Genomic DNA, 16,077 nt, shown 5'->3' with positions numbered 1-16,077 from the left:
TTCATTACTGTTCTAGAAATTATGTATAAAAAATTCCATTAAAAAGGGCCCTCCACATGGAGAGCCAGAATCAATCAATTAATTTTGATAATATGCTTTCAATAATTCCTGCTATTCCAGCCGCTGCCAAGATAAACAGGACGGGCTTCCCTGCAAGAGGATAAAACATCATTAAGAGAAATAAACCAGTGGTTACCCATATCCCTGTACACCAATAACAGCTAAGTAATTCTCCGATCCAACGCCTGATCCCTTTCCCTTTGAGGACGATATACTCCTCTATCTCACCTTTATCATTCTTCTCCTCGATTTCTTCCATAAAAGGCCTTCGAATGAAAGCCGCTATCTTATCCAGTACTATTAGCCTCGTTAAACGGAAACTGGCAAGTCCAAGCAGAAGAAACCAAAACCAGCTTTCAAGCAAAAAAATTCCCCCTTTCATATTGATGATATGTATGAAAAGGAGAATTAGTATTGTTGATATTAATCTTCTCGGATAACTTTTGCCTTTTTACCGCAGCCACAACCGGAGGATTTCTTTTTCTTGTTCGAAGAAGAGGAGTTATTACTTGAAGAAATAATTTTCACTTGACCAGCTGTAGGTTTTGGTTGGCCTGAATAATGATAGTAGTTCATATGCAACCTCCAATTTGTTCGTAGTATAAGATACTTTATCTTATGCGTTTTCGACAAAAAGGTTTTCCGCATCTATCATTACTCATATAGATTTATGTGTTTTTTTTCACATTATTATAGAACCAAGATTGAATCCGTGTATCACCTTCCTGTATTGGAGAAGCTGTTTTCTTACCTTCCAAACTGGAAACCTTAGTAGAATTGTGGATCACCTGATCCCCCTTCTTTTCCAGGTCGTTTACGCATTCATTTAGCTTTTTTATGTCTTCTGTTAAAAGAGAATTCTCATCATATAAGGTTTTCACTTCCTCTTCCAAATCCGCAATCATTTTACGGTAAGACTGATTCTCTCCCTCCAGTTTTTCATTGATATCCGCGATGGTTTGATATCCTTCATGAGCCTGATTGGAGCTCTCAATCTTTATTAAAAGGCCTTTAACAGTGTCCTTTACCATCTCATATTCTTTTTCGAGATCCATATTTATGGCACTCTGTTTATCTAACTCCCTTTTTAATTCCTCCATTTTAGCAGTTAGTTCCTCATTTAGATTCAGTGTCTTTAGATGACCTGTTCTCTCCGCCTCACATTGTTGTTTCAGTTGATGGACCTCATTGCTGATGGTTACCAGCTTTCCCTGATGGTCTTCCTTCTGTTTTGTGAGCTCTTCTTTCAACTCAAAATTGATGGCACTCTGTTTATCCAGTTCCCTTTTTAATTTCTCCATTTCAGCAGTTAGTTCCTCATTTAGATTCAGTGCCTTTAGATGACCTGTTCGCTCCAGCTCACATTGTTGTTTTAGTTGATGGACCTCATTGCTGATGGTTACCAGCTTCCCTTGATGATCATCCTTCTGTTTGGTGAGCTCTTTTTTCAATTCAAACACTTCATCCTGCAAGGTTGAAGTACGACTGACGTGCATTTCCCTTTGCTTTGAAAGTTCAAGCTGATATTGCGCATTTTCCCGCTGAAGATGATTGACCTTTTCGTTCCCTTCCTCTACAATCCTCGCAAGCTGTTCGGTTAGCACCTGGATTTTCTCTTCCTGTTCCAATTTTTCTTTTTCTAAGTTTTTTAAGAAAGTCTTACTGTTCAACCTTTCCACAACTGCTGTAAGTCGTTTCACTTCCGCACCTAAATGTATGATTTTCTGTTGTAGGATAATTTTATCATCGTTTTTGAAGCTTTTCATGCTTATCCCTCCCTAAACTCTCCCTTTTTAAAAGTAATTCCAGAAGCTTGGAAAATATGACTACCGCATGCAAAAATTAAATTTGGGTCATTAACCCGGCACACTTACCCACCAAATTCATACTATACAGTAGTCCCGTAACCCAAATGGGTATTAAATGAATAGGAGGAGTTTTTAGTGAGTCATAAAGAAACTGAAAGAGTCTGTATCAAGGCTCGTAAAGTTTACGACTGGGTAACTCGTCAAGTGCAGGTTTCCCCTAAAAGTATATGTAACTCAGACTTAGAAGGAATTTTTGTATGCGATTGGGAACATGATGATCATGCAAACATTGCAGACATTTTGTGTGAACTAGATCCGAAAGTTGGACCTTTAGCAGTAGAATGTTTCCTATCTGACGATCACGGTCGTAAAGTTGATGTTATGGCAGCACATCACCACCGCCATCACAAAGGCTTTATCTGCAAGGAAATCGAGCAACCTGGTGGACGTCCAACAGTTGACGTAGAATTACCTGATGGCACAGAAGTTGAATTACAACGCGTTAAAGTCCTTATTAAAGGATTTGTTACCGTTCAACTGGTTGACGAAAAAGGGCGCGTAAGATGCTGCTCCAAAGCACTTCCATTCGCAACAGTCCAAACATTCCTGCTATGTGCCCCAGAAGGTACAGAGCTCGACTGCCATGTAACATTCTTTGAGTGTGACTCTAACTTGATCGCAACAGACGAGTTCTCTCAACTAGACGTTACCCTTACACTTTGCTTAGACATTCAAATGGAAGCTGACGTAAAACTAGAAGTTGAAGCAAGAATCTGCCGCCCACGTGAGGAAATTATCGAAGGCCTTATTTGCCCTCCGAAACAATTTCCAGAGCAATGCCCAGAAATCTTCCCGGCACATAAGCGACCAAGATAAGTATCATATACTAAATAAACACTTTCCAGAACAGCCAGAAGGATCGGAACACCATCCGATGCTATTTGGCTGTTTTGTAGTGTTCATAGCTAGATAGTCCACTACATAATTTAATAGAAGAACAAATAATGGAGGTGTGTTCATGGATCAACATGCAGAACTTATACGCCTAAAACAAGAAATCCTTTATCATAAAGCGGAATCGGCAAAATATAACAAAAAGATATTGGACTTAGAAAGAGCTGCCCAAAAAGAAATCATTAGAAATAAATTTCTTCAAGAAAAGAGGAAAGAGTGGCAAGTTGAAAAAAATTCGTATAGAAGAAGGCTAGAAGAACTCCAGAATAAAGTTATAGAACTAGAAGTGATAGTAGAAGAAGAAGAGCAACCAATACTTTCCCCCATACAAAATATGAACCATGCTATGAGAGACCCCTATGGTTATTTTAATTACTCCGTGCTTTTGATGGAAGAAGAAAAAACACTTACTATTTATGGAGATTTTCATATAATAAATGAATCCAAGGTCTCTCTAGACGACTTGATTATCTGCTTTAAAGTTCATCCCATTGGCGCTGTGACATTTTCAGGGAAAATATCTGACCCGAATTTAATTAAAAAAACAGAAGGAAGTCCCGTGAGCATAGATTGGATCTATGCAAAAGAGGATTGGAAAAAAGCATCTCTTGAAAATGGAGAATATTGGGTGAAACCCATTAAAGTGACAAAATTAGAAAGTATAAGTTTAACAGGAATGGAACTGATTATACCCTTCGACTTGAATATAAGAAAAGTAAAAGTCGAGGCTTTAATTTATTTAAACAATAAGTCCTCCCCTATTCCAGCCATCAATAAAATAAAAATTCAACTTCTATAGGCAAAGTTACTAGATTCAGTAGAAAAAAGGCGCTTGTACTAAGATATACGCCCTCTCACAATAGATTAACTAGAATACATTAATGTAGGAAGTTAAAATTCCTAATAACTTAAAATCTAGAGGGAGGCAATATAATGAGTTTTTATTACGAACAAAGAGGTTGTTGTAGCATTAAGAAAGATCACCACAAGAAAGAGGACCATAAGAAGGATGATTTAGAGTGTTTTTGCAGTAAATTTCTAAAAAAATTCTTTGGTCAAGATGTTGAAATTTTCCTAAAAGACGGTACTTCCGTTGAAGGTAGAATTCTATGCATTGACAAGGACACAGGAATCGTAACAGGTGCAGGAGTAGAAATTACTGACGTATTAGTTGTAGACTATATCTGCTGCAAGTTTATCGTTAGAGTCCGTCCACTATAATTTAGAGCATTCCCCCTTGATATAGAGTCTATATCAAGGGGTTATTTTTAGACATAATTGAGGAGTAATTATATGAAACAAAAAACATTACTTTCAATCCTGTGTGAAGTAGATGCATTACTAAATAATAAACCTCAATGTAAAGAGGAGCATATTTATTTTGCAATCCCACTAAAAAGCAAACAGGTCTCAAAAAACTGGAAGGTTGTGCAAGAAAATCTAAAGAATACCTTACAATCTATTTTAAACAATACCAAAAGGAATTTTACTATATTAGTAGCCGGGCATGAAAAACCTTCTATTGAAGAATTAAATCATAAAAAAGTAATCTGGTTACCTGTTAATTTTTCCACTCCTAAGAGCCCGCGTGGATTTAACAAAGATAAAAATTACAAGCTCAACATTATTGGTCAATATTTAAAAGAGAAGAAAAAGGTAGGGTACATCATGCCGTTTGATTCAGATGATTTAGTGCATTACAGGTTTGTTGAATATGTGAATACACTCCCAATTTCAACTGCTTATTTTGTAAACAAAGGCATAATGTCAAATGAAAAGCAAAAAGAATTATGGTTATTAAATAACTTTTACATGCGCTGCGGAAGTGGCGGTCTGTATTACTTTAAGTATAATAACTTCCCAGCTTCCTATGAAGATAGAAATAGCTTCATTTATAAGTTGATCGGTAATCATCAAAAATCAATAAAACTACTTCAAAAGCATAAAAAAGACATTACGATCATTAATCATCCAATAGTGCTAAGAAGGTTCGGGCATGGAGATAATAACATGCTTCTAAAAGGAACTATGAAACACACCATTTCAGCTAAAGACTTTGGAACTTCTGGAGTAAATGTTGAGAGTGTCTCATTTCTAGATAATTATTTTAAAACTAAACAGACATGGGGTGTTTAAGATAATTTCATTAATTGCATGTACCATACGAGACGAAATGATGGATAATGTTTTCAATAATTTCAATAGACAAACTGTTGAAGAAAAAGAAATGATTATCATCCTGAATAAAGATACCATGAACAAAAAGCAATGGGAAAAAAAAGCAAAAAACTACAATAACATATTTGTATTTCAGTTGCCTGAACGTACTTCTCTAGGCGATTGCTTAAATTTCGGCACAACTAAAGCAAAGTACGATATAGTAGGCAAGTTTGATGATGATGATTATTACTCGCCTTATTATTTGGCAGAGGCACTGCATTATTTTAATACTACTAATGCTGACATAATTGGGAAAGGAGTTTCATTTATTTATTTTCAAAAAGAAAAACTATTAGCTCTACGTGTTCTTGGGAAAGAAAATGATGGCGGCCAAAAAATGTTAAAGGGCGGTACAATAATGTTCAGGAAAAAGATATACCCAAAAGTGAAATTCCCTTCCATTGTTGGATCTGGAACGGATAGTCGCTTTGTTAAGTTATGTATAAAAGCCAAGTTAAGGTTTCATACAACATCTAGATTCAACTACGTTTATATTCGATTTGCTAATTCTAAAAAGCATACTTTTAAAAAGTCTAATAAACTCTTAATAAAAAAATCAAAAAGAGTATGTCATACGGATAATTTTAACGATATAGTCACTAAGGAATTACAAAAGATTAGAAAGGAGAGTAACAATTGATTTCAGTAGTTTTATGCACAATGCGACCAGAGTTTAAGCAGAACATTTTTGATAATTTTTTCCGGCAAAACTTTACTGAAAAAGAAATGATTATTATCTTAAACAACGATACACTGTGTTTAAATGAATGGAAAAATGAGACAGCTGAATATCATAACATTCATGTATTTAAGCTACCTCAAGAAAAAACCCTTGGTGAATGTCTTAATTTTGGGATAACAAAATCTTCTTATGATATTATTGCAAAGTTTGATGATGATGATTACTACTCAGACCACTACCTAACAGAAGCCTATCAAACTATGTTATCTAGTAAAGCAGATATTGTAGGAAAATGCACTTCATATTTATATTTTGAAGAATTTAAAAAACTCATGATATTTAGACCTGGTAATGAGAAAAAGATAAAAAAATTACTAAAAGGTGGAACGCTGGTCTTTAAAAAAAATGTTTGGGAAGTAACAAAGTTTCAACACGAGCGAATTGGTAGTGATGCATATTTTTTAAAGGACGCTCTAAAAAATGATTTTAAGCTTTTTTCATCATCCAAGGAAAATTATATATGTGTTAGAAGAAAAGATATAGATTCACATACTCAAAAAGTTAATACTCTTGATTATATGAATAAATGCACCTTTGTTACTCAAACAGAAAACCCAATGAGGATATTTAATAGGGTTCAAGTAGAAGAAAACAACATTTGTACCAAAAAGAAAAAAAGCAAAAGATTAAAAAGAATAGGTAAAAAAAAGAAGCGTTAGTATGCATTACTTTATTAAATCACAGAATAGTTTACTATCATGGAGGTTTGAGATTAATGAAGGTTATTCTTTTATCAGGAGGTTCAGGGAAGAGACTTTGGCCGTTATCAAATTCTGCTCGTTCAAAACAATTCTTGAAGCTATTAAAAAGTGATCTTGGTTATGAATCTATGTTCCAGAGAATTTGGAGAATGATGGAACACTGCAAATTAAATCACCATACGTATGTTTCAACAGGTAAAGCCCATGCAGAAATCATGAAAAAACAACTACAAGAACGTGCTCCTATTATAATTGAACCTGATGTAAGAGACACGTTTCCAGCTATTTGTCTTGCAAGCACTTATTTAAAGTCTTTGGAGGGAACCGATTTAAATGAACTAATATGTGTTTTACCTGTCGATGCATATGCTGATGAACCTTTTTATCATGTTATAAGTTGTTTAGAAGAGACTTTGACTGATATACAATTCGATATTGCTTTAATTGGAGTTAAACCCACTTTTCCTTCTGAAAGATATGGATACATTATACCTAATAAAATCAACTCATTAAATTCCCCTCTCAGCAAAATAAAGTATTTTATTGAAAAGCCTTCCAAAGATGAAGCAAAGAAACTAATAGAAAAAAATGCATTATGGAATTGTGGAGTATTTGTATTTAAATTAGGTTATATTATTTCTCTTTTAGACGAAATGAAAATTCCTACAGAATATGAAGAATTATATAAAATATATCATACTTTGCCTAAAAAAAGTTTTGATTATCAAATTGTAGAAAGGTGTAAACATTCTGTAGTTCTTCGATTCGATGGTTTGTGGAAAGACATTGGTACTTGGGATGCATTTAGTGAAACTCTGGGAAATTCACTTTTTGGAGAAGGCTTAATTAGCGATGATTCTCAGAATTCCCACATCATTAATGAGCTTAACATACCTATTGTGGTTTCTGGCCTCTCGAATGTAGTAATAGCTGCAAGTCCAGACGGCATTCTTGTTACAGAAAAAAGAACGAGTAATGAAGTGAAAGAATTAGTTGAAGGACTAAATTTCCGCCCAATGTATGAAGAAAGACGTTGGGGCACATATAGTGTCTTAGATTTTCAGCAATATAATAATGGATCTTGTATACTGACAAAAAAAATCGTCTTAAACGAAGGGGCCAATATTAGCTATCAATACCATTTGAAAAGAAGCGAATATTGGATCATTACAGCTGGAGAAGGCATATTCGTATTAGAAGGTAAAATACGCAAAGTAATTCCTGGCGACTACCTCCAAATACCTGAAAAAGCTAAGCATGCGATTAAAGGGATTACATCACTGGAATTTATTGAAGTTCAAAGAGGCACCGACCTATCTGAAGACGATATTGTTCGAATTGAAACGTGTTGGGAGAAAACAATGAAATTATGTCAAGATGAGTAAGATTTTTATAAATCCCTATGAGAAAGGTGAACAATATGCAAACAAAAAAAGCACTGATTACAGGTGTTACTGGCCAAGATGGGGCATATTTAGCTGAATTCCTTTTAGAAAAAGGTTATGAGGTTCATGGTATAAAGCGGAGGTCCTCATCAATAAATACTGTTAGAATAGATCATTTAATATCAAATGAGTTCTTTCATTTGCATTATGGAGACTTAACGGATGCAACAAATATTTTAAGCATAGTCAATAAAGTAAAACCAGATGAATTATATAATCTGGCTGCTCAAAGTCATGTTAAAGTCTCATTTGAAACCCCAGAATATACTGCTAATTCAGATGCAATTGGAACTTTAAGATTATTAGAAGCGATACGAATACTAAATTTAGAACAAAAGGTAAAGTACTATCAAGCTTCTACAAGTGAATTGTATGGGAAAGTTCATCATACCCCTCAAAATGAAGAAACTCCTTTTTACCCTCGTAGCCCCTATGCAGCTGCCAAGCTTTACGCATATTGGATTACTATAAATTACCGAGAAGCTTATAACTTATTTGCATGTAATGGTATACTTTTCAATCACGAATCCCCGTACAGGGGAGAAACGTTTGTTACTAGAAAAATTACAATGGCAGTAGCAAGAATAAAGTTAGGTCTTCAAGATAAATTATTGCTAGGAAATTTAAATGCAAAACGAGACTGGGGATATGCAAAAGATTTCGTGAAGGCTATGTGGTTAATGCTGCAACAAGAAAAACCCGAAGACTTTGTTATAGCTACAGGTGAAACTCACTCAGTTAGAGAATTTGTAGAACTAGCATTCAAGGAAGTTGGTATTAGCATCAGGTGGATTGGAGAAGGATTGAACGAAAAAGCTATAAATGTGCAGAATAATAAGGTGTTAGTTGAAATAGATCCAAAATATTTTAGACCAACAGAAGTAGATTTGCTTCTTGGAGATGCTAAAAAAGCAAAAGCTATATTAGGTTGGCAACCGGAAGTATCGTTTAATGAGTTAGTTAAGATGATGGTGGAATCAGATTTAAACCAAATTAAAAACAATAACTTAATTACCGAGGAGTGAGGAAATGAAGTTACATTTAGGTTGTGGAGAAAAATATTTACATGGTTTTAAACATGTAGATATCCTTCCATTTGATCATGTTGATTATAAAACTGACATTAATAATTTGAGTATATTTAATGATTCCACTGTTTCTGAAATTTATGCGTGTCATGTTTTAGAGCACATTAAGAGAGCAGATATTCAAAATGTTCTTAAAGAATGGTATAGAGTGTTAGAAGTGAACGGCATATTGAGATTAGCAGTTCCTAATTTTGAAGCCATTGTTCAAGAGTATTTGCAAAATAATAATTTAAGTAAGTTACAAGGTCTTCTATATGGAGGACAGAATTACGAGTACAATTTTCATTATATTGCATTTGATTTTAACTCCATTAAATCTTTACTCGAAGATGTAGGTTTCAAACTAATTGAAAGATATGATTGGCGAGAATTTCTCCCTTTAGGATTTGATGATTATAGTAGAGCATATCTTCCCCATATGGATCAGAAAGGTAGACTAATGAGTCTCAACGTAATAGCCTATAAATAAATGCAAACGCAACTGAAAAGATAAAAATTAATCGAAATTTTAAAAAATCATATGCAAAGAAGGTGCATCTATATGTTGTTTGATCTAGAAGCATATTGTAAAAAATACAAAATAAAACCCAGAGGCATTATCCATCTTGGATAGGTAATCAAATAAACTTGTACAATAAATTAGGTGTTGAAAAGGTAATTTTCATAGAGGCAAATCCAACCATTTACCAAAAGTGCAAAAAAAATATGGAAAAACATCCGCATGTAGAAGTTTTTAATTTTGCTATTACTAATAATAATGAAGAGCAAATTTTTCATATAACTTCTCACCAGCAAAGCAGCTCTTTACTTCCTCTTAAATATCATGCGAATGTTTATCCTCATATCCACGAAACCCATACCATAAAAGTACCCGGCCGAAGGTTAGATGATTTTCTATATTCACTAAAAATTGATAAATCGGATTATAACTTCTTAGTTATGGACATACAAGGTGCTGAACTAATGGCATTAGAAGGGGCTATTGAAACCCTCAAACATATAGATGGTATAGCTTTGGAAGTTAATTTTATTGAGCTGTATGAAGGATGTTCCTTATTTAATGATATTGAAAATTTCTTAGATAATCATAGCTTTAAACATATTGTTACTGCAATGGGAAAGCAAAAATCTTGGGGAGACTCATTTTTCATAAGAAAATAAAACATTTTGGGGTGCTTAGAATATATTCAAAGCATCCTTAGATTTTTATTCTTAAAATTCCAAGTCTATTAATCAGATACTAATTCTTTTAAATAAAACTCATATGTTTTTCTTACACCCACTTCTAAACTAGTAGAACTATTCCAGCCCCATTTTTTTTGTTTAGTAGTATCTAATAACTTTGTTTGCATACCAACTGGTCTCGATAAGTCGTAATAAAATCCCCCTTCATAACCAATTACTTTAGCAATTGTTTCATAATATTCGTTAATCGTGTAATCATATCCTTGACCGATATTTGTCACATACGGTAGCTGATCAAATTTTTCTATAGCCTTTAGTATACAATCCGCCAAATCCCCTGCATATAAAAACTCTCTTTTCGCTTTACCATCCCCCCATATATCAACCACTTCCAAATTCGCAATTTTTGCTCGATGTAATTTATCTATAACAGCAGGCACCATATGAGAAACATCCTGAGAAAATTTATCCCATTTCCCATATAGATTACAAGGTATGATAGTTTTGTAAAGGTATTCAGAACTTTCTTGCCTTACATATTCACATAATTTTAATGTGGTGATTTTTGCAAGTGCATATCCTTCATTAGTAGGTTCAAATGCACCTGTTAATAAATATTCTTCTTTTAATTTTCCTTTGATATTTTTTGGATACATGCAAGAGCTGCCTAAGTTAATTAACTTTTTGATACCATTTTTTCTTGAAGCCATAATTATATTTTTACCCATGTCCATGTTTTCAATCATGTACTTTATTGGCTCAGAAATGTTGGCTTGTATTCCTCCTACTCTACCAGCTAAATGAATAACCATATCTGGTTTATGCAATTTTATAAAATTATCAACCTCTTCATAGTTTAATAAATTTACTTCGCTCCTTTTTGGTGAAAGAGCTTTTAACTCATTTACTGAATCCATTTTCTCTAAAAGATTTCTCCCCACCATTCCAGTTGAACCAGTTACAAAAATTTTCAATTTCTCACTCCTAACAAGCAGATTAAGGTCTCAAGAGCACCTCGCTATTCCAGGGGTTATATTCAATGAATTTCTGACTTTTGATATCTGGTCTTAAAAAGAGATTTGCATTGTTGTTAAGCATAGAAGCACTGAAAGAGAAACTACTATTTGATATGAGCATTATGTCACATTGACTAAGTATATAGTGATCTAAATAATATGGTGCTTCTTTTAACAAAAGGTTAAATCCTTTTACACTATCAACACTGGAAATGTAGTTATAATCTGAAAAATCTCCAATAATGGAGTCAATATCGTCACTTGCTATATACAAAACAGGATTATTTAAATTTTTCCAATTTTTTTCAAGCCAAGTTAATACCCATTTGGTTGGTGTAATAAAAAAGGGATTTGGCTTTTGAGAAAAAAGTTTTGTATATCTAACATAATCGCCTCTTCTCATATGGAGACCTATAATTGTATTTCCACTTTTTTTTAAATCCTTAATATTAATGTCTAGTTCTTTTTTTATTTCTGTGATTGGAACAAATAAAGATTGGAAAAATTCTTTATAAGGAGAATAATATGATGTATGGTATTGGAAGTAACCCTCCAAATCTACATTCATATACGGAGGGTTTTTATTAATAATATGATCACTTAGGCCATAGTTAAACTGTTGGGTTATCCTACTTAGTTTTTTTCTTATAGGTTTATCTTTATGTCCAAATAAAGTTTGCCCTATCCACCTAGGAGTTTGTATTGTACAATTATATTTCTTTTCATAAATTTTTAAAAAAGCATATTGAAATATTTGATTTCCAAACCTACCCTTTTTTCCCAATAATTCCATTGTCACTACATTTTTTTTTGTTTTTTTGGATTTTTTCATTTATTGTCCCCTTAGCAAATTGTATATAACTTAGTGCTTTGTTTACTATTAATCGAGATACTTTTTTAGGTTCAGTAGAGATCCTAATTCAAAATCAAATTCCGTTGGAGTGAATTTTCCATAACCATTTATCGGAGTAAAAGTCAACTCTCCAAACTTTATTATATTATCAAGGTTATATAAATCTACCCTTACAAACCCAAACGGCTTGGATAGGACGCTAGCAATATTCAACATTTTATTTAATGATTTAGGTTTATTTATTTGTTTAGCAAAATTATCAAATTTATACTTCACATCTAACTTAACCCATTCTGTATTGTATAGATTACGTTGTTGTTGTTTAGATTTTTCTCCATTAATCTGTATAAAATGTGGCTTCCCTTCAAAACAAAAAAACTTATAGTCCTTTAAGTCACCTGAAGGGTCCTCTAAGTATTCTTCAATAATTATCCGAGGTTTGATAGAGTTGTAGTTTTTCTGACTGTTTGTAACGTAAAAGTTTGTTGCTAACCATTTTTTCATTTTAAGACACTCATTTTTCCAATCAACTTTTCCCTTATCAGTAATTACTATATTCCAACCACTTCCATGTGTAGCTTTCATCACGAATGCATTCGGTAGCTCTTTATAAGGTATTTCAGAAACATCTTCAAATATCCCAATCAATGGAACTAAATATGCCTCACCTAATTTCTCTTTTACATAATTACGTACTTCATATTTATCTGTATACTTTGTAAATCTTTCTAAATTCCCATTAATTTTTATCCATTGTATCTTCTCATTAAATGATTTTGGATTATCAAGATTTAAATTATATTTGTGTGTATTTAAAAATCTACGCTTCATGTATTCAATATCGATTATGACAATCACCTCACTATAATTTTAGTGTCCATTTACCATTTACATTCCCCATTAATACTATTCAATTAAAGTTTAGATATACCATTCATTTTATCAACCTATACTTTTTAGCTGACCAATTTCCTAAACGTATAACCGCATTAGTTACATTCGAGTTGCTACCAATGAAGTAATTACATTTTGTAGCAAGAATTGTATCTATTAGTATTTCTCTCCCCTTCAAATTTTTACTATAGTTTATTTTATAAATGTTTTGGTCATTATTTGAAATTCGTAAACATTTAGTATATATTAATTTACTTCCATAAAGATTTTTATATTGATTTAGTATTTCTTGGGATTCAGTCATCAAAAATAAATATGCTGTAGGCTGCATTTTGAAATAATCATTTATAGCCTGGGGAAATTGTTGATGAAGCTCTAGTAAATTTGGAACTTCAGCTATTTTATCAGTTCCCCTTATATGCACTGCCAAGATATGCTTATTCTTAAAATTCTTACTTTCAAAAGTGTCTATATCTTTCTGGATTGTTGGAAGTATTTTTAAATATTTTTTGTATAAATAGCTATAGATTTCCTCATTACTTTTATGAAATAACTTATTACCTTCTGGAATTATTTTTCTTAATTGATTTAGAGAACAATGATGTCTGCTAACTATTACGTTCTCAGTTTTTTTTAGCCAATCTGCAGTTATATTTTTTTCTGTCTTATCACGTCTCATAAAAGATCTGAGATTGTTAAATTTAAACCTCTTTGGGTAGAAGGAGAGACTTTTATTTTCTATGTTGTTTACCTTATATTGTGATAATGGTTTAAAGAACAATGAAAATGCATCTTCTTCTATTGGATTGTCGGAAGCATAGTTGGACCCTTCACCCCAATATACAATTGGGATTCTCCCTGAAATCTCTGAAAATAACATTTGTCCCATAACATGTTCTATATCAGACCAAAACCCAGCACCCCAAGCTTTAATCAATAGATACTTTTTTTCCGCCAATTTTAAACCTCTTTTCCCTTGATTTATTTTTTCTGAGTTAAAGTAATTTTTCACACATTACTTATATATGCAAGGTGCTCGGTATTTATAAAAAAAATCGATTTTGTGTACTTTAGTAACATAATAGCAATCTAGAAGAATTATAAAAAAATTTAAAGGCCGAATCTCCAAGATTCGTCCATTTTTCTACTTTATGAACTGATTCAAAATCCAAGGTCGTACATTTAAATTCTGTAGCCTAGGATCCATATATCTTTTCTTATCTTTGTTTACTTTCGCTTCCTGTTTTTTGTTGTAGGTGGTTTCCTCCAGTATTTTCTTTCACCCACGATTCGTACGCTTTCATGAAGTGCTTCACTCCTTTCTAATATCTATTGTTAGTATATTCTTGCTTGTTCTTATTGTTAGTACTTGCTAAATATGTTTGAATATCCAGATTTTTAAGAAAAAAATCAACCAAATATGCGGCTGCTTTTTTTATTCCTTACAATATATTATTTTTTTACTCTTCGACCGCTGCTTTCATCTACCTTGTCAACGAGAAAATCTACTCCAACATTCTTTTGCCTGCCCGTTTTTGATGACTAGCAGGATGACATATAATGCTTCCTTTTCGTTAGCTCTGGTGAAAGGGTATAGTCTTTATGAAACGTGATGTAGAGTGTTGCGTGTTGAACTTCAAGTGTCATGTGATTACTCATTCCCTTTATACAATATTTCTATACTATGCAGTGGAATGGATGTTTCATAACCAGGCTCCAGTATAGAACCTGGTTTTCTTTTATTCACTTTTGCCAACCTTCACAAGCATGTCGCGTATTTTTTCTATCTTTAAAAGAGCCTGCAATTACTTTAAACAAATAGATGGTCACCTCCTTGGCGAGCCAAAGCTTTTGCAATTCCTTCGCCAACTGCTATTTAATTGAACATCCCCTTCGAAGCTTTCATGCTGGGTGAGTGCACGACCCTCGGTTGTATCCAGAAACAGGATTTCTACTTGGAGAGACGACACTGAGTTAGCGAGATTAGTTAGAATATGCTAGATTTTGGAAGGAGGGTTGGGTGAATGGGGAGCTCGCAGTCTAAAGAATAATTAGAAGTATTGAGCTATAGGAAACTCTATCAAAGTATGTAATCATATAAGAGGGGCTATAGCCCCTCCCAATTTATTTCCGCACAAATGTCAGAAATAATCTGACATCTTTATTTCTCCTTATTCTTTGCTTGCTGGATAGTATTGATTAAATTTAAATACTCTTCATAAATACCTATGTCGAACCTCTCACCTTCAACAACTTTTCCAAAACATTCTTCTTGTGATAATAGTTCTTTAATTGCATCTGTTAGCTGTAGCTCTCCACTTGCTGAAGGTTGTTGTGTATCATCCAATTTAATAATCCTTTTCCCTTTTCCTCACCACTTATAACTCCGTAATGCTTCAATTTTGATTCCTCTACTTCTTTTATCCCAATGATTGATTTTTTAAATTTATTGTACTGGTTTACAAGCTGTTTTAACGCTGGCTCCTTATTTGAAAGCAAAATATCATCAGGCAAAAGTACAGCAAATGGTTCTTCCCCAATGAAATACTTACCAAGCCTTATTGCATCTCCTAGCCCCTTAGCATATGGTTGGCGGATATAATGAATCGGTATAGGAGGAACTGGAAAAATGTCTATAAGATGATGTTTATTTTCCCTCTCCAGAAATGCCTCAAGTTCTAAGGATTCATCAAAATAATTGACAATCATGTTTTTCTTTTTGGATACAATCATTAAAATTTGTTCAATACCGGACTCGATTGCTTCCTCCACCACGTAATGAATAGCTGGCTTTAATCCTATTGGAAACATTTCTTTTGGAAGTACCTTCGTAATTGGTAACCCTCTTGTACCATATCCAGCAGCTGGTATAATTGCTTTTCTTACCAAGGTAAACACCTCCAACAATCTTGTTATTTTATGGTATTCATCATATTCCCCCCAGAAAGTTGTCTTATGGAAAACTATAAAAAAAACGCTCTAATATTTTTCTGAGTAGAAAAGCATATTAAGAACGTTTTTTATTTGATTCTTATAGTGAACTAGGAATCAATTTTATTATTAAAAATAACATTTCCAAACTTTCTTTTGATTTTTATCTTTCTTCTTTTG

Annotated in this window: 17 protein-coding genes and 1 pseudogene; 10 read left to right on the top strand and 8 right to left on the bottom strand. The window is 33.2% G+C overall.

Features of this window, described 5'->3' with window-relative positions; translation table 11 throughout:
* Positions 1-70 precede the first annotated feature (70 nt).
* The 3 genes from MKY77_RS08000 to MKY77_RS07990 all read right to left on the bottom strand — a co-directional run bounded on the left by MKY77_RS08000 (position 71) and on the right by MKY77_RS07990 (position 1,826).
* Positions 71-424 carry a DUF1360 domain-containing protein gene (locus tag MKY77_RS08000; RefSeq protein ID WP_339149697.1) on the bottom strand — a complete coding sequence of 118 codons (354 nt, stop codon included), beginning with the start codon at positions 422-424 and terminating at the stop codon, positions 71-73.
* Between the two features lie 59 nt (positions 425-483).
* On the bottom strand, positions 484-636 hold the full coding sequence (locus tag MKY77_RS07995) for a hypothetical protein (RefSeq protein WP_339149696.1): 153 nt from the start codon (positions 634-636) through the stop codon (positions 484-486).
* A gap of 92 nt (positions 637-728) precedes the next feature.
* Positions 729-1,826, bottom strand: a complete 1,098-nt coding sequence (locus MKY77_RS07990) for a hypothetical protein (protein ID WP_339149695.1) — start codon at positions 1,824-1,826, stop codon at positions 729-731.
* A gap of 177 nt (positions 1,827-2,003) precedes the next feature.
* Here MKY77_RS07990 and MKY77_RS07985 point away from each other — a divergent pair, with 177 nt between their 5' ends.
* The 10 genes from MKY77_RS07985 to MKY77_RS07940 all read left to right on the top strand — a co-directional run bounded on the left by MKY77_RS07985 (position 2,004) and on the right by MKY77_RS07940 (position 10,179).
* Positions 2,004-2,744 carry a hypothetical protein gene (locus MKY77_RS07985; RefSeq protein ID WP_339149694.1) on the top strand — a complete coding sequence of 247 codons (741 nt, stop codon included), beginning with the start codon at positions 2,004-2,006 and terminating at the stop codon, positions 2,742-2,744.
* A gap of 142 nt (positions 2,745-2,886) precedes the next feature.
* The gene (locus tag MKY77_RS07980; RefSeq protein WP_339149693.1) at positions 2,887-3,621 is read left to right on the top strand and encodes a hypothetical protein; all 735 of its coding nucleotides are present in this window, start codon (positions 2,887-2,889) and stop codon (positions 3,619-3,621) included.
* A 134-nt stretch (positions 3,622-3,755) separates the two neighbouring features.
* Positions 3,756-4,043, top strand: coding sequence for a hypothetical protein (locus tag MKY77_RS07975; RefSeq protein WP_342515686.1), 288 nt, complete (start codon positions 3,756-3,758; stop codon positions 4,041-4,043).
* Positions 4,044-4,115: 72 nt separating this feature from the next.
* The gene (locus tag MKY77_RS07970; RefSeq protein ID WP_339149691.1) at positions 4,116-4,958 is read left to right on the top strand and encodes a hypothetical protein; all 843 of its coding nucleotides are present in this window, start codon (positions 4,116-4,118) and stop codon (positions 4,956-4,958) included.
* Between the two features lie 37 nt (positions 4,959-4,995).
* Positions 4,996-5,682, top strand: a complete 687-nt coding sequence (locus MKY77_RS07965) for a glycosyltransferase (protein WP_339149690.1) — start codon at positions 4,996-4,998, stop codon at positions 5,680-5,682.
* Complete coding sequence (locus MKY77_RS07960) at positions 5,679-6,443, top strand: glycosyltransferase (RefSeq protein WP_339149689.1); 765 nt, start codon at positions 5,679-5,681, stop codon at positions 6,441-6,443. Before MKY77_RS07965 ends, MKY77_RS07960 begins: the two co-directional genes overlap by 4 nt.
* Before the next feature lie 56 nt (positions 6,444-6,499).
* A complete protein-coding gene (locus MKY77_RS07955; protein ID WP_339149688.1) occupies positions 6,500-7,870 on the top strand; it encodes a sugar phosphate nucleotidyltransferase in 1,371 nt (456 codons plus the stop codon).
* A gap of 35 nt (positions 7,871-7,905) precedes the next feature.
* Positions 7,906-8,955: a GDP-mannose 4,6-dehydratase gene (gene gmd / locus MKY77_RS07950; RefSeq protein ID WP_339149687.1), complete on the top strand. Its 1,050-nt coding sequence runs from the start codon at positions 7,906-7,908 to the stop codon at positions 8,953-8,955.
* Positions 8,956-8,959: 4 nt separating this feature from the next.
* The gene (locus tag MKY77_RS07945) at positions 8,960-9,487 is read left to right on the top strand and encodes a methyltransferase domain-containing protein (RefSeq protein ID WP_339149686.1); all 528 of its coding nucleotides are present in this window, start codon (positions 8,960-8,962) and stop codon (positions 9,485-9,487) included.
* A gap of 158 nt (positions 9,488-9,645) precedes the next feature.
* A complete protein-coding gene (locus MKY77_RS07940; RefSeq protein ID WP_339149685.1) occupies positions 9,646-10,179 on the top strand; it encodes an FkbM family methyltransferase in 534 nt (177 codons plus the stop codon).
* Between the two features lie 68 nt (positions 10,180-10,247).
* Here the strand turns inward: MKY77_RS07940 and MKY77_RS07935 are convergent, their stop codons facing one another.
* The 5 genes and pseudogenes from MKY77_RS07935 to MKY77_RS07915 all read right to left on the bottom strand — a co-directional run bounded on the left by MKY77_RS07935 (position 10,248) and on the right by MKY77_RS07915 (position 15,855).
* Positions 10,248-11,177, bottom strand: a complete 930-nt coding sequence (locus MKY77_RS07935; RefSeq protein ID WP_339149684.1) for a GDP-L-fucose synthase — start codon at positions 11,175-11,177, stop codon at positions 10,248-10,250.
* 22 nt (positions 11,178-11,199) lie between these two features.
* Positions 11,200-12,051, bottom strand: a complete 852-nt coding sequence (locus MKY77_RS07930) for an alpha-1,2-fucosyltransferase (protein WP_339149683.1) — start codon at positions 12,049-12,051, stop codon at positions 11,200-11,202.
* Between the two features lie 48 nt (positions 12,052-12,099).
* On the bottom strand, positions 12,100-12,930 hold the full coding sequence (locus MKY77_RS07925; protein WP_342515685.1) for an ATP-grasp fold amidoligase family protein: 831 nt from the start codon (positions 12,928-12,930) through the stop codon (positions 12,100-12,102).
* Between the two features lie 76 nt (positions 12,931-13,006).
* Entirely contained in the window at positions 13,007-13,924 is a 918-nt protein-coding gene (locus MKY77_RS07920) for an O-fucosyltransferase family protein (RefSeq protein ID WP_339149681.1), read from the bottom strand.
* 1,203 nt (positions 13,925-15,127) lie between these two features.
* Positions 15,128-15,855 (bottom strand): annotated as a pseudogene (locus MKY77_RS07915) (UTP--glucose-1-phosphate uridylyltransferase).
* Positions 15,856-16,077: the final 222 nt, after the last annotated feature.

It is taken from the genome of Sutcliffiella sp. FSL R7-0096, from assembly GCF_038595065.1.
Classification (GTDB): domain Bacteria; phylum Bacillota; class Bacilli; order Bacillales; family Bacillaceae_I; genus Sutcliffiella_A.
This window is presented reverse-complemented; position numbering and strand designations above follow the sequence as displayed.